This window comes from Rhizobium sp. AC44/96 (genome assembly GCF_001692185.1).
Classification (GTDB): Bacteria; Pseudomonadota; Alphaproteobacteria; order Rhizobiales; family Rhizobiaceae; genus Rhizobium.
The window spans coordinates 260436-274809 of sequence record NZ_LXKO01000001.1 but is presented as its reverse complement, the minus strand read 5'-3'; the positions used below and the strand labels follow the sequence as shown (position 1 = coordinate 274809).

At 61.2% G+C, this 14374-nt stretch carries 11 protein-coding genes; 5 read left to right on the top strand and 6 right to left on the bottom strand.

Going from position 1 to position 14374, the window contains the following annotated elements:
• Positions 1-53 precede the first annotated feature (53 nt).
• Positions 54-3548, top strand: coding sequence for a PAS domain-containing hybrid sensor histidine kinase/response regulator (locus A6U87_RS01305; protein WP_065689437.1), 3495 nt, complete (start codon positions 54-56; stop codon positions 3546-3548).
• On the opposite strand, the gene A6U87_RS01300 is transcribed toward A6U87_RS01305, so the two are convergent.
• On the bottom strand, positions 3508-4110 hold the full coding sequence (locus A6U87_RS01300) for a TetR/AcrR family transcriptional regulator (protein ID WP_065689436.1): 603 nt from the start codon (positions 4108-4110) through the stop codon (positions 3508-3510). The two genes, A6U87_RS01305 and A6U87_RS01300, sit on opposite strands and share 41 nt — an antisense overlap.
• A gap of 137 nt (positions 4111-4247) precedes the next feature.
• On the opposite strand from A6U87_RS01300, the gene A6U87_RS01295 reads away from it, so the two are divergent.
• On the top strand, positions 4248-5447 hold the full coding sequence (locus A6U87_RS01295; RefSeq protein ID WP_065689435.1) for an MFS transporter: 1200 nt from the start codon (positions 4248-4250) through the stop codon (positions 5445-5447).
• A 147-nt stretch (positions 5448-5594) separates the two neighbouring features.
• Here A6U87_RS01295 and A6U87_RS01290 read toward each other — a convergent pair whose 3' ends face one another.
• From A6U87_RS01290 to A6U87_RS01270, 5 genes are all read right to left on the bottom strand, one after another.
• A complete protein-coding gene (locus A6U87_RS01290; RefSeq protein ID WP_018898356.1) occupies positions 5595-5804 on the bottom strand; it encodes a cold-shock protein in 210 nt (69 codons plus the stop codon).
• A 277-nt stretch (positions 5805-6081) separates the two neighbouring features.
• Positions 6082-8298, bottom strand: coding sequence for an FAD-dependent oxidoreductase (locus tag A6U87_RS01285; RefSeq protein ID WP_065689434.1), 2217 nt, complete (start codon positions 8296-8298; stop codon positions 6082-6084).
• Between the two features lie 34 nt (positions 8299-8332).
• Positions 8333-8545 carry a hypothetical protein gene (locus A6U87_RS01280; protein WP_065689433.1) on the bottom strand — a complete coding sequence of 71 codons (213 nt, stop codon included), beginning with the start codon at positions 8543-8545 and terminating at the stop codon, positions 8333-8335.
• Positions 8546-8557: 12 nt separating this feature from the next.
• A complete protein-coding gene (locus tag A6U87_RS01275) occupies positions 8558-9766 on the bottom strand; it encodes an acetyl-CoA C-acetyltransferase (RefSeq protein WP_065689432.1) in 1209 nt (402 codons plus the stop codon).
• A 107-nt stretch (positions 9767-9873) separates the two neighbouring features.
• Positions 9874-11670: an acyl-CoA dehydrogenase C-terminal domain-containing protein gene (locus A6U87_RS01270; RefSeq protein WP_065689431.1), complete on the bottom strand. Its 1797-nt coding sequence runs from the start codon at positions 11668-11670 to the stop codon at positions 9874-9876.
• A gap of 197 nt (positions 11671-11867) precedes the next feature.
• On the opposite strand from A6U87_RS01270, the gene A6U87_RS01265 reads away from it, so the two are divergent.
• The 3 genes from A6U87_RS01265 (at position 11868) to A6U87_RS01255 (ending at position 14361) form a co-directional block, all read left to right on the top strand.
• The gene (locus A6U87_RS01265; RefSeq protein ID WP_065689430.1) at positions 11868-12341 is read left to right on the top strand and encodes a VOC family protein; all 474 of its coding nucleotides are present in this window, start codon (positions 11868-11870) and stop codon (positions 12339-12341) included.
• Positions 12342-12433: 92 nt separating this feature from the next.
• On the top strand, positions 12434-13927 hold the full coding sequence (locus A6U87_RS01260) for a CHASE3 domain-containing protein (protein WP_141683893.1): 1494 nt from the start codon (positions 12434-12436) through the stop codon (positions 13925-13927).
• Positions 13924-14361, top strand: coding sequence for a response regulator (locus A6U87_RS01255; RefSeq protein ID WP_065689429.1), 438 nt, complete (start codon positions 13924-13926; stop codon positions 14359-14361). Before A6U87_RS01260 ends, A6U87_RS01255 begins: the two co-directional genes overlap by 4 nt.
• Positions 14362-14374: the final 13 nt, after the last annotated feature.

Below are 14374 nucleotides of genomic sequence, written 5' to 3'. Positions count from 1 at the left end.
GTAGTCTCGAACCGTCCGGGAGGACCGGCGCATGTGGCGCCGGCGGAGGGTCAATGCTGCCAGGCTGGGTCATACTTGCATCCGCGTTCGGCTATCTGCTGCTGCTTTTCGCCGTGGCAAGCCATGGCGATCGCCGGCGCAGGCGTTTCGGCGTCCCGCAAGGCGGCCGGCCGATCGTCTATGCGCTGAGCCTTGCGATCTACTGCACCTCCTGGACGTATTTCGGCGGCGTCGGACTGGCGGCGCAGCGCGGGCTGGAATTCACCGGCATCTACATCGGCCCGATCCTCGTCTTCACCCTCGGCATGCCGGTGTTGCGCCGGATCATCGACCTTGCCAAGGCCGAGAAGCTGACGTCGGTGGCGGACTTCATTGCCGCCCGGTACGGCAAAAATTCAACCGTCGCGACGATCGTTGCCCTGATCTCCCTCGTCGGCGCCATTCCCTATATCGCGTTGCAGCTCAAGTCGGTGTCGAGCACGGTGAGCGCGATGCTCAATCCCTCCGACTACGGGATCGGCAGCGGCAATCTCTACTTCCTCGATCTGCCATTGCTCGTAACCCTGGTGCTGGCCTGCTTCGCCATCATGTTCGGCACGCGCCACACAGACGCCACGGAGCACCAGGATGGACTGATCCTCGCGGTCGCGATGGAGTCGGTCGTCAAGCTCGTCGCCTTTCTCACCGCCGGCGTCTGCGTCATCTGGTTCCTGTTCGACGGCCCCAGCGATCTCTGGCAGAAGGCCGCCGACAACGCACTCGTGCAGTCCGCCCTGAGCTACCAGACGCCGCTCAGCCGGTGGATTACGCTGACGCTGCTCTCGGCGTTCGCGATCATCATGCTGCCGCGGCAATTCCATGTGACGGTCGTGGAAAACCGGACGCCGAAGGAGCTGCGTCTCGCCGGGTTGCTGTTTCCGCTCTATCTCGTTGCCATCAACCTGTTCGTGCTTCCGGTTGCCATCGGCGGATTGCTGACGTTCGGCGGCAGCGGCAATGCCGATCTCTACATGCTGTCCTTGCCAATCGTCGGACAGATGCCGGTGGTCTCGCTGATCACCTTCATCGGCGGCTTCTCCGCCGCGACGGCGATGGTGATTGTCGCCTCGGTCGCCCTCTCGATCATGGTGTCGAACGACATCATCATGCCGATTTTCCTGCACCGAAAGCTCGCCGGGCAGCGGGACGATTTCGCAAAGACGCTGCTCAACATCAGACGCAGCGCCATATTCGCCGTTCTCCTGCTTGGCTATGCCTACTACCGATCCACCGACAGCACGACCGGGCTTGCCTCCATTGGTCTTCTCTCTTTTGCGGCCATAGCGCAGATGTCGCCGTCGCTCTTCGGCGGGCTGATCTGGCGGCGTGCCAATGCGCGCGGCGCCATCCTCGGGCTCACCTCGGGCTTCGTCATCTGGGTCTATCTGCTGTTTCTGCCGTCGCTCGGCGGACCTGACTATTCGTCGGTCGCCAGCGCCGTGCTCGGCTTCATCTTCCCCGGCACGACTGTCTTTACGGCTCCCGACGCCGACCCGCTCGTCAATGCGACTGTCATGAGCCTGCTCGTCAACACCGCCTTCTTCGTCATCGGCTCGGTCACCCGCAACGCCAGACCGCTCGAGCGTATCCAGGCGGGTATCTTCATCAAGCGGCAATCCCGCTCGCAGTTTGCAACACGCGGCTGGAAGACCCGGATCAGTGTCGGCGATCTTAAAGCGACGATATCCCGCTATCTTGGCGACGAGCGGATGGAGCGTTCCTTTCTGACCTACCAGCAGAGCTCGGGGCGCAAGCTCGATGACGAGCAGCCTGCGGACATGGCCCTGATCCATTTCACCGAGCAGCTGCTCGGCAGCGCCATCGGCTCATCTTCGGCGCGTCTCGTGCTGTCGCTGATCCTGCAGAAGGTCGAGGACGCCTCCGCCGATACGGCGTGGCTGCTCGATCAGGCGAGCGAAGCGCTCCAGTATAACCAAGACATGCTGCAGACGGCTCTTTCGCAGATGGATCAGGGCATTGCCGTCTTCGACAGCTCGAACCACCTGACAATCTGGAACCGCCGGTTCCGGCAATTGCTGGATCTTCCCGAAGCTGCGGGACAAGTGGGCTTCCCGCTCTCCGAGATCGTCGCGATCCTCAGCGAACGGGGCGACCTTCCCGGTGGCGATCACAGCCAGACGGTGCGGCATTTCCTCGCCCTCGACCAACCGTTCGCATTGGTTCTGGCTGGTGGCGAGCGGATCATCGAAGTGCGCTCCAACGCCATGCCCGACAAGGGCATCGTTGCGACGTTCACCGATATCACGCAACGCGTGGCCGCGGACAAGGCGTTGAAACAGGCCAACGAAACGCTGGAACAGCGGGTGGCCGAGCGGACCGCCGAGCTCACCCGCGTCAATCACGAACTCGGCGAGGCGCGAGCAGCGGCCGACGACGCCAATCTCGGCAAGACACGGTTTTTCGCCGCCGCCGGACACGACATCCTGCAGCCTCTCAATGCCGCGCGGCTCTACTCATCCGCTCTCGTGGAGCGAATAGGACAATCCGAAAGCAGTGCGATCGTACGCAACATCGATTCCGCGCTGGAGTCGGTCGAGAGCATTCTCGGGGCGGTTCTCGACATTTCCCGGCTGGATACCGGCGCAATGCGTCCGCGCCTTGCCTCCGTGCCGCTCTCGGATCTGCTGGAGCGCATCCAGACCGATTTCGCGCCGATTGCACGCGAGAAGAAACTGAAGCTGGTGGTGATGCCGACCTCGCTTCGGGTCCGCTCCGACCCGAACCTGTTGCGGCGGCTCGTGCAGAACCTTGTATCCAACGCCATCAAATACACGATATCAGGCACGGTGCTGGTCGGCGCACGTCGACGCGGAAATCAGGTCGTCATTCAGGTGATGGATTCCGGCATCGGCATCCCGCCGTCGAAATTCCGGACTGTCTTCAAGGAGTTCGCACGGCTCGACGAAGGCGCCAAGACCGCATCGGGCCTAGGGCTCGGGCTATCGATCGTCGACCGTATCGCGCGCGTGCTCAGCCATCCCGTCGAGCTGCACTCGACCCACGGCAAGGGGACAGACTTCCGCATCGTCATGCCACGCGACGTCTCGCGGCAGGTCGAACCATCGACCCCTGCCCCACCCGCCGAACGGTCCGCACAGAACCTCAAGGGCTTGAGGATTCTCTGTATCGACAACGAACCGCATATTCTCGAGGGAATGCAGCTGCTCCTTGGCGGCTGGGGTTGCGATGTGCAGTGCGCGGATTCGCTAGCCGCGATCGTCCAGCTTGATTTCCGCCAACAGGCCCCGGACCTCGTCATCGCCGACTACCATCTGGGCGACGGGACCGGGGTTGCAGCGATCCTCGCGACCCGGGAGCAGTTCATGTCCTACATCCCTGGTCTGATCGTGACCGCCGACCGCACGCCGGAGGTTCGCGCCGAGGCGGAACGCCACGGCATCAGCATTCAGCACAAGCCTGTTCGGCCCGCGGCGCTGCGCGCCTATATCACCCAGATTTCCGCGCAGAAACGGGCAGCGGCGGAATAGCCGCGACAGCTTCGCTTCTCATCACATCCGCCACGAGGCCGCGCACGTGATCGGTCGACGGCGCATCGCCGAACAGTATCCGATAGATGATCGGTGCCACGACGCGATCCATCACCGCATCCACAGGAGGGAAGCCCTCGCCGCGCCCCTGAGCGCGATCGCCGATCAGCTCCATCTGCTCGCGGGTGAAGGCGTAGCACTTGCAAGCATTGGAATTGTCTTGCGCTGCCAATACATCGCGGATCATCTCACGGCCGATGCCTGAGGACATTTCCTCGGCATATTGTTCGGCCCATGCCTCCAGATCACCCTTGGCGCTACCGGTGTCGACCGGCTGCATGTCAGGGCGCAGGCGCTCGACCGCGACGTCGGCGAGCAACTCCTGGAGATCACCCCAACGGCGATAGATCGTCGAGGGCGTGACACCTGCCTCGCTCGCGATCAACGGGATGGTCACGTCCGTTCGCTCTATCGATTGCAGCAGCGTACGCACGGCCTCGTGGACCGATGCCTGGACCCGGGCGCTACGACCGCCGGGACGAAGATTTTCTTTTACCGCCATTCCAACCCAACCCGATCTCTTCCCTGCGCGCCATGGTTCAAAAAGTTTGAGCGATCCATTAACGCAACTTATTTGCTTTTAGCTTACGCCCGACCTACATGGTCTAACGCAACGACTTAGCTTTAAGGGGCTTATATATGCGCGGCGCCGGCGAATCCATAGAGACCAAGTCCAATCCGATCCGCTTTCACGCGATCACCCTTGCCACCTTCTTCGGGGCATCGGCCGCGCCGACGCCGCTCTATCGGATCTACCAGGAGAATTTTGCCGTTTCTCCGGTTCTGATCACGGTGATCTTTGCAGTCTATGCCTTCGCACTGCTGCTCGCCTTGCTGATCGCCGGCTCGATCTCAGATCATCTCGGCCGCAAACCGGTGATCTTTTCGGCGCTGCTGCTGGAGATCGTTGCCATGACGTTGTTCGTCGTCGCAAGCGGACCGGGATGGCTGATTGCCGCAAGGATCGTGCAGGGACTGGCGACCGGCATTGCCGGCGCGTCCATCGGCGCGGCGCTCGTCGATGTCGATCGTCCCAAGGGCCAGCTCGTCAACTCCATTGCGCCGCTCTCCGGCATGGCGATCGGGGCCTTCGGCACCAGTGCACTCATTCAATACGGGCCGTTTCCGCTGCATCTTGTCTACGCGATCCTGCTGGCTGCCTTCGTCGTGCAGGCGATCGCCATATGGGCCACCGGAGAAACCGGCGGCCAGCGGCCGGGCGTCTGGGGTTCGCTGAAGCCGCGGATCGCAATTCCCCCGCAGGTCAAGCGATCGCTCGCGTTGGTGACACCGATCAACATTGCGAACTGGACGCTTGGCGGCTTCTATCTGTCGCTGGTACCCTCGCTGGTGGTCAATACCACAGGCAATCATGCGCCGCTGACAGGTGGCTCTGTGGTCACCGCCCTGATGGTCTCGGGCGCCGCGGCCGTCTATCTCAGGCGCGGTAAGTCGGCCGATTCAAATCTTGGCTTCGGAACGCTCGCGACCATCTTCGGCATCCTGACCGTGGTCGCCGGCGTCCATCTTGCCAACGTTCCGCTGCTGCTTGCCGGCACGGTGCTGACGGGAATGGGGTTTGGCACCAATTTCCTTGGCGCGATCGGCACGATCATGCCGCTCGCCAAGCCGGACGAACGCGCCGAACTGCTTTCCGCCTTCTACATCCAGAGCTATCTCGCGTTCAGCCTGCCGGCGATCCTTGCCGGCTTCCTGGCAAAATCGCTCGGCTACCGGCTGACCACCGACATCTACGCAACGGCGATCGTGCTCGTCACCGGGGCCGGTCTCCTCGGCCTGCGCGCCGAGCGTTCAAGGGCGGCGCGTGCAGCGGCCTAATATGCGGGAGAAGCGACAGCGGCTGGTGAAGAGGAATGCTGCCCCCTGAAACGAAAAAAGGCCGGGCAAACCCGACCTTCCCTTCCATCTCGACGAACCGTGCCAGTACATCCGTGGTCACGATCCGGAGATGATATTCTTTAAGGCTTAGGCAGCCTGCAGGCGGTCAGCCGACATCTTGCCCGAACGCTTGTCAGCAACGAGCTCGTAAGACAGCTTCTGGCCGTCCTTGAGTTCGCGCATGCCAGCGCGCTCAACGGCAGAGATGTGAACGAAAACGTCCGCCGAGCCGTCGTCCGGCTGAATGAAGCCGTAGCCCTTGGTTGCGTTGAACCACTTAACGGTACCTGTGCTCATGACGATATCCTTTTCAAATCGTACACTAAAGATGCAAATCAGCCGGAACCGATGTGCGATGAAACCGATTTTGGAGGAAGTTCGCCAGTAACGACACGAATGTCCGCTACAAAGTTCATCTAGCAAGATCGATGCTGGGCTTTTACCCGGCAATTGTGTTCGTTGCAAGGCGCTTTGGGTCTATCCGCCTCGCTCCCCTTTCGAATTTCACAAGGCATTCGATCCACAACGGAGAAAGCGGGCTCGGCGCGGCCCGCCCTCCATCGTGGGGTGACGGTCAGGCCGCCTTCTGCTCTCCCGCGTAGGGGTCGAACCTGGTGTAGAAGGTCTCGTTGTTTGCCGCCATCTCCCGCAGCAGCGCCGTCGGCTTGAAATGATCTCCGTAAGCCGCGGCCAACTTTTCGCAGAGCGCGACGAAGCTCTTCACGCCCATGCCGTCGATGTAGGACAGCACGCCTCCCGTATAGGGGGCAAAGCCGAAACCGAGGATGGAGCCGACATCGGCTTCGCGAGGATCGGTAACGATGCCCTCCTCGATCGTCCGTGCGGCTTCCAGCGCGATCGTCACCAGCAAGCGATGCTTGAGGACGGCGACATCGACTTCCTCGGCCTTCTTCTGCGGATAGAAAGTCTTGAGTTCGGGCCAGAGCGACTTCTTGGCAGGCTTCGCCGGATAGTCATAGAAGCCCTTGCCGTTCTTGCGGCCACGGCGGTCAAGATCATCGACCAGCTTGTTGATCAGCGTCAGGTGCCGTGGATCCACAGCCGCCTCGCCGAGATCGGCGACGGTCGCCTTCAAGATCTTCTGGCTCAGATCAATCGCCACCTCGTCGTTCAGTGACAATGGCCCGACCGGCATGCCGGCCATCTTGGCGGCGTTTTCGATCATTGCCGCCGGCACGCCTTCGATCAGCATGTCATAGGCTTCGTGGATGTAGCGGAAGACGCATCGGTTGACGAAGAAGCCGCGGGTGTCATTGACGACGATCGGCGTCTTCTTGATCGCGGCGACATAATCCAGCGCCACAGCCAGCGCCTTGTCGCCGGTCTCCTTGCCGAGGATCACTTCGGTCAGCATCATCTTTTCGACCGGTGAGAAGAAATGGACGCCGATGAAATCGACCGGCCGCTTCGAATTCTTCGCGAGGCCGGAGATCGGCAGCGTCGAGGTGTTGGACGCAAAGATGGCGCCCTCAGGCAGCACAGCTTCGACGGCCTCGATGACCGCCTTCTTCACATCGCGATCCTCGAAGACCGCTTCGATGACAAGAGTGGCATCCTTGAGATCGGCATAGTCGGCGGATGGCGTAATGCGCGAGAGAAGAGCCGCGCCCTCATCCTGCGTAAGACGTCCCTTACCGATTGAGTCCTTCACCAATCCCTCGGAGACCGACTTGCCCTTGCTGGCCGCCTCCATATCGCGATCAACAAGGGTGACGGGAATGCCGGCGGCGGCGGTCACGTAGGCGATCGACGCCCCCATGAAACCGGCACCGACGACACCCACCTTCTTCAACTCCGTCTTTGCGATGCCGGCGGGGCGGCGGGCCCCTTTGCCAAGCTCCTGCATAGAGATGAAGAGGGAACGGATCATCGAGAATGCTTCGGTGGTCTGCAGCACCTGGGTGAAATAGCGCTGTTCGATCTTCAGCGCCGTATCGAAGGGAACCTGCAGGCCCTCATAGACGCATTTCAGGATGGCGAGCGCGCCGGGATAATTGCCCGCCGTCTCACGGCGCAGGATCGCGGGTGCGGCCGGCCAGAGCTGGGCTGCCGTCGGCGTCCAGATGCCGCCGCCGGGCGCCTTGAAGCCCTTTTCGTCCCAGGGGGCGATCGGCTTCAGGCCGTCCTTGATCATCTGCTTGGCGGCTGGGATCAGCTGATCCGGCTCTACCGCCTGATGGATCAGGTTCATCGCCTTGGCACGCGCCGCCGTCAGCGACTGGCCCGTCGTCATCATCTGCAGGGCGGACTGGGCGTCCGCTAGGCGGGAGACGCGCTGCGTACCGCCGGCGCCCGGGAAGATACCGACCTTGACCTCTGGGAGCGCGATCTTGACCGACTTGGCATTGGAAGCAACGCGGCCGTGGCAGGCAAGCGACATCTCAAGCGCGCCACCCATGCAGGTGCCGTTGATCGCCGAGACCCAGGGTGTGCCGCAGGTTTCCAGTTTGCGGAACAGGCCGGTCATGCGGCCGACGAGATCGAAGAGTTTCTGCGCGGCGTTCGCCGGGTCCTTGACCTTCTCCTCGTTGTAGAAGGTGAACATCGATTTGATCATCGACAGGTCAGCGCCGCCGGAGAAGCTCGACTTGCCCGAGGTGATGACAACACCCTTGACGGCGCTATCGGCCACCGTCTGGTCGATGATGGCGTTGAGTTCGTCCATCACGTCCGCGGTGAAGACGTTCATGGACTTGCCGGGCATGTCCCAGGTGACGAGTGCGATGCCGTCCGCGTCGGTCTCGACGGTGAAGTTCTTATAGGTGCTCATGATGGGATTTCCTCTTCCCTCAAATTCGTTTTCGTCAGTAGACGGCGACAAGAGCCGCAAACGCGATGGCAATCACAGCAAGAAACAGGAGCAGCGAGCGGTTTGCCGACTTGAGCCGGCGGACATGTGCGACAGGCCCCTCCTTTGAGGCGGCGGCATAGTCCGCAGCCATGTCTTTCTCCAGATTATGCTGGGCGAACTGCCGCTCGATCTCATTCCTTTCTTGCCGGTAGACCTCGCGTTCCATCCCGGGCTTCCCTTAAACGCGTTCGATAACTGTGGCCGTGCCCATGCCGGCACCGATGCAGAGAGTGACGAGCGCGGTGTTGAGATCACGGCGTTCCAGTTCGTCCAGCACTGTGCCCAGGATCATAGCGCCGGTGGCGCCGAGGGGGTGGCCCATGGCAATGGCGCCGCCATTGACGTTGATCTGGTCGTGCGGGATGTCGAAGGCCTGCATGTAGCGAAGGACCACGGCGGCGAAAGCCTCGTTGAGCTCGAAGAGGTCGATGTCGGCAAGCGTCATGCCGGTACGCTTCAGCAGTTTCTCGGTGACGTCGACAGGACCGGTCAGCATCAGCGCTGGATCCGAGCCGATATTGGCGAAGGCCCTGATGCGGCCGCGCGGCTTCAGCCCCATGCTTTCGCCGCCCGCCTTGGAGCCGAGCAGCACGGCTGCGGCGCCGTCGACGATGCCGGAGGAATTGCCGGCGTGGTGGACATAGTTGATCCGCTCAATCTCGGGATGCGCCTGGATGCCGACGGCTTCAAAGCCACCCATCTCGCCGGGCATCTGGAAGGACGGATTGAGCGATGCCAGTGCCTGCATGTCCGTGCCGGGGCGCATATGCTCGTCATGATCCAGGATCATCAGGCCATTCTGATCCTTGATCGGAATGACGGAATTCTGGAAGTAGCCCTTCTCCCAAGCGTTGGCGGCACGCTTCTGGCTTTCGACCGCGTAGGCATCAACGTCGTCGCGGCTGAAACCGTATTTGGTGGCGATCAGATCGGCCGAGACGCCCTGTGGCATAAAATAGGCCGGAAAGTTCACCGACGGGTCCATGAACCAGGCGCCGCCCGACATGCCGAGGCCAACGCGCGACATGCTCTCGACGCCGCCGGCAATGACGATGGCATCAGCGCCCTGGGCAATCTTGCCGGCCGCGAAGTTCACGGCATCGAGGCCGGACGCGCAGAAGCGGGAGATCTGCATGCCCGGCGCCTTGGTGGAGTAGCCCGCTTCAAAGGCAGCGCCTTTCGGAATGACCGCGCCCGCTTCCATGACGGGATCGACGCAGCCCATGATGATGTCATCGACGGTCGAGGTGTCCAGACCGTTTCGGTCGCGGATGGCCTCAAGCGTCTTGGCCGCCAGGCGCACCGACGGCACCTCATGCAGCGAACCATCCTTCTTGCCGCGTCCGCGCGGCGTGCGAACGTGATCGTAAACGAAAACCTCGGTCATAGCTTCATCTCCCTATCGGCGCAGAGGCGGTGCCAAGCGCTTGAATTCTGCCCTGCGGCGATGCCGCATCCGTCTCTCTTCCCCGCGGGAAAGAGAAGGCGCCACCTTCAAAACGCCTCCGCACTCAGCGCCATCATCGTTTCGGCACCCGTCTCGACGCGCGCCTTGCGCAGCGCCGTCTCCGGCATGATCCGCTCCATGAAGAAGCGTGCCGTGATAAGTTTGTTGCGCAGGAAGGCTTCGCGATCGGTTTCTCCGGCGGCAAGACCATCATTGGCGGCCTTTGCCATTTTCGCCCACATATAGCCGAGAATGACGAGACCGAAGAGATGCATGTAGTCGGTCGAGCCTGCACCGGCATTGTCGGGCTTTGCCATCGCATGCTGCATGAACCACATGGTCGCCGCCTGCACGTCGTTCAAGCCCTTCTTCAGGTTCTTGGTGAAGAAGGCCATCTGTTCGTCGTGGCGATTGTCTTCGCAGAAATCACCGATCTCCTTGAAGAGCGCCATGACGGCACGGCCGCCGTTCTGTCCGAGCTTGCGGCCGACGAGATCGAGCGCCTGGATGCCGTTGGCGCCTTCGTAGATCATCGCGATGCGGGCATCGCGCACATACTGGCTCATGCCGTTTTCTTCGATATAGCCATGGCCACCGAAAACCTGCTGCGCCATGACAGCGTGATCAAAGCCCTTGTCCGTCATCACGCCCTTGAGGATCGGGGTGACTAGGCCGAGAATATCGTCCGCCGTCTGCTGCTCCTTCTCGTCCGCCGAGCGGTGGGCGATATCGGATTTCAGGGCGGTCCAGAGAAGGAAGGCGCGGCCGGCCTCGTTGAAGGCGCGAATGGTCATCAGCGAGCGGCGGATATCGGGATGCACGATGATCGGATCGGCCTTCTTCTCGGGCGCCTTCGCACCGGAGAGAGAGCGGCCCTGGGTCCGCTCGCGCGCGTAATTCGCTGCATTCTGATAGGCCACTTCCGAGATCGCCAGTCCCTGCAGGCCGACACTGAGACGGGCCTCGTTCATCATCACGAACATGGCGCTGAGGCCCTTGTTTTCGGCACCGATGAGAAAGCCGGTGGCGTCGTCATAATTCATGACGCAGGTTGCGTTGCCGTGAATGCCCATCTTGTGCTCGACGGCACCGCAGGAAACGGCATTGCGATCGCCAACCATACCGTCGTCCGTGACGGTGAACTTCGGCACGATGAAGAGCGAGATGCCCTTGGTGCCTTCGGGCGCGCCCTCGATACGGGCGAGCACGAGGTGGATGATATTCTCCGTCATGCCGTGCTCGCCGGCGGAGATGAATATCTTCTGGCCTGAGATCTTGTAGCTGCCGTCCGGCTGCGGCACGGCCTTGGTGCGCAGAAGGCCGAGATCGGTGCCGCAATGCGGTTCCGTCAGATTCATCGTACCCGACCATTCGCCGGAGACCATCTTCGGCAGATAGGTCTTCTTCTGCGCGTCGGAACCATGCACGAAGATCGCGGCGATCGCGCCCTGCGTCAGACCGGGATACATCATCAGCGACATGTTCGCGGCGGAGGTATATTCGCCGACGGCAGCGTGGAGCGTGTAGGGAAGACCCTGGCCCCCGAACTCCTCGGGCACGGCAAGACCCGTCCAGCCGCCCTGGCAATAGGCATCATAAGCTTCCTTGAAGCCCTTCGGCACGGAGACCGACCCGTCGTCGTTACGTACGCAACCTTCCTGGTCGCCCGAATAATTCAGCGGGAACAGCACTTCCTCGGCCACCTTCGCCGACTCGCCCAGAATGGCCTCGATCATATCGGGGCTCGCATCGGCGAAGCCCGGCAGATTGTTGTAGCGTTCGAGACCCAGCACATCGTTCAGCACGAAGAGCGTGTCGTTCACCGGGGCCTTGTAGACTGGCATCGTTCGAATTCCTCCAATTCGCTTACCGGGCGAGACCGGCATTTGAGACTCTATTACAAAATATTGACGTTTGCGTAAACGTCAAATTTCAGCCGCGAATTTCTGCGCCCGTTTCGGCTGGCGCATGTCGGGAACCGCCGTCTCGGAACGTCCTATGGCTGTGATGCATTAGCAACGAACAGCGAGGAGGACGAACAATGGTCAAGGTCAGCTCGAATCTCTGGTTCGAAAAGAACGTGCGGGAAGCAGTTGCATTTTATGTGGCAACGGTGCCCAATTCGTCCATGGGGAGAACGACGGTGCTTCCCGCGGAAACACCCAGCGGCCCTCCCGGCAGCGTCACCATTGTCGAATTCAAACTCGGGCAGCAGGACTTCACGGCCATGCAGGCGGGTCCGCTCGATCCGTTCAACCATGCGTTCTCGATCTCGGTGCAATGCGAAACCCAGGAAGAGATCGACCGGATCTGGACACGCTTTCTTGGCAATGGCGGCACCGAAGAGCAATGCGGCTGGCTGCGAGACCGCTGGGGCGTGTGCTGGCAAATCGTGCCTTGCGTGCTCGCCGACATGATTGCCGATCCGGATCGGGAGCGCGCCAAACACGTCACGGAAGCGATGCTCAAGATGGTCAAGCTCGACTTGGCGACGCTTCAGGCCGCCTACCGCTGAACGGAAATCAATTGAAACGGTATATTATGAGGGTGCTATCTTTCTGTGGCGGCTATGTATAGAAATCATGGAGACCCATAATTGGACGCTTCATGACTTCCACTGCCGCCTTCCTTCGATCCAGCCTGCTCATGCTTGCCGTTGGTGTGATGATCCTTCTCGGAATCGTCGGCTCGTCGCTGTGGCTGGTGCAGGCAAACCGTTCATATTCGGATGAAACGGCGTCATTGCGTCGGGTCCGCAGCTCCATCGTCAATCTGTTGACGACGGTGCAGGATGCGGAGACAGGGCAGCGCGGCTTCCTGCTGTCGACCGATCCCGCCTATCTGGAGCCCTACAACAAGGCTCTGGCAAACCTGCCGGAGCGGCGCAAGGTTCTGACCGAGAACGTTTCGTCTCTTCCAGGCTATGCCAAGCAGCTCGACGCGCTCAACGCCGCCATCGATGGCAAGATGACCGAGCTGACGACGACGGTTGCGCTGACCAAGGACGGAAAGCTGCCCGAAGCCTTGGCGATCGTTCGCGATGACGCCGGGCGGGAGCTCATGGACAAGGTTCGAGCGATCCTCGGCGACTTCCTGCAGCAGACGGATGATCGCCTGCGCGTGCTCGTGGAGGCACAGCTTTCCGCCGCCAACAATCTGCAATGGGTTACGATCGGCGGCGCAGTCGCCATCCTGCTTGTGCTCGGCGGCGGCATTCTGATCATTGCGCAGCACGTGCGCGACCTGTCGCAAGCCACGAAGGAAGTCGAGTTCCTGAACGTCGGACTGGAGGCACGCGTAAACGAGCGCACCCAGGACCTGATCCGCGCTAACCAGGAAATCCAGAAGTTTGCCTACATCGTGACGCACGACCTGCGTGCGCCTCTTGTCAACATCATGGGCTTCCTCAGCGAACTCGATACCGCGATGAAGGCCGTTTCGACCTATATTCTCGCCGACGAGAAGCCGCCGACGGCTGAAGAAATCCACGAGGCTCGACAGGCAGTCGAAGAAGACCTGCCCGAAGCGCTCGGGTTTATCCGATCATCGACCCGCAAGATGGATTCGCTCATCAACGCGATCCTGAAGATTTCCCGGGACGGGCGCCGCAAGCTTCAACCGGAGCGCATCGACCTCAAAGCCCTGATCGACACCGCGGCGGCGAATGTCCACCATCAGATCGTGGATGCGAGCGGCACCGCGGATGCACGGGTTCGTGTCGGCAGCATCATCAACGATCGCTTCTCGCTCGAGCAGATATTCGGCAACCTGTTCGACAATGCCGTCAAATACCAGATGCCGGGGCGTCCGCTGCAGCTCAACGTCGACGCCTATCCCGACGGTCCGGGACGGATCAGGGTGGAGGTCAAGGACAACGGCCGCGGGATCGGCCCCCAGGACCTCGAGCGTGTCTTCGAGCTCTTTCGGCGCGCCGGGGAACAGGATCAACGCGGCGAAGGCATTGGCCTCGCCCATGTGCGCTCGTTAATCCGAAATTTGGGGGGCGACATTACAGTCGAGTCAGAACTTGGGCAGGGCAGCACGTTCATCCTGACGCTGCCGACCGACCTCACCAAAATCGTACGGAGTATGGACCTATGAAAGCAACCGGACAGGAAGTCACGATCGTCATGATCGAAGACGATGAAGGCCACGCCCGCCTCATCGAAAAGAACGTGCGCCGCGCCGGCGTGCACAACGAGATCGTGCCGTTCACGCTCGGCAAAAGCGCGCTGGACTACATTCTTGGTCCGAGCCGTGACGGGGTGGTGAGCAAGGAGCGCTACCTGCTCGTGCTTCTCGACCTCAACCTGCCTGACATGTCGGGTCTCGACATTCTCGCCAAGATCAAGGGCAACGAACATACGCGCCGCATGCCTGTTGTCGTGTTGACAACGACGGACGACGAGCGCGAGATCCAGAAATGCTACGATCTCGGTGCAAATGTGTATATCACGAAGCCAGTCGACTATGATGGATTCGCGACCGCTATCCGAAATCTCGGCCTCTTCTTTTCCGTCATCCAAGTCCCCTAACGAGTAGCAAAAA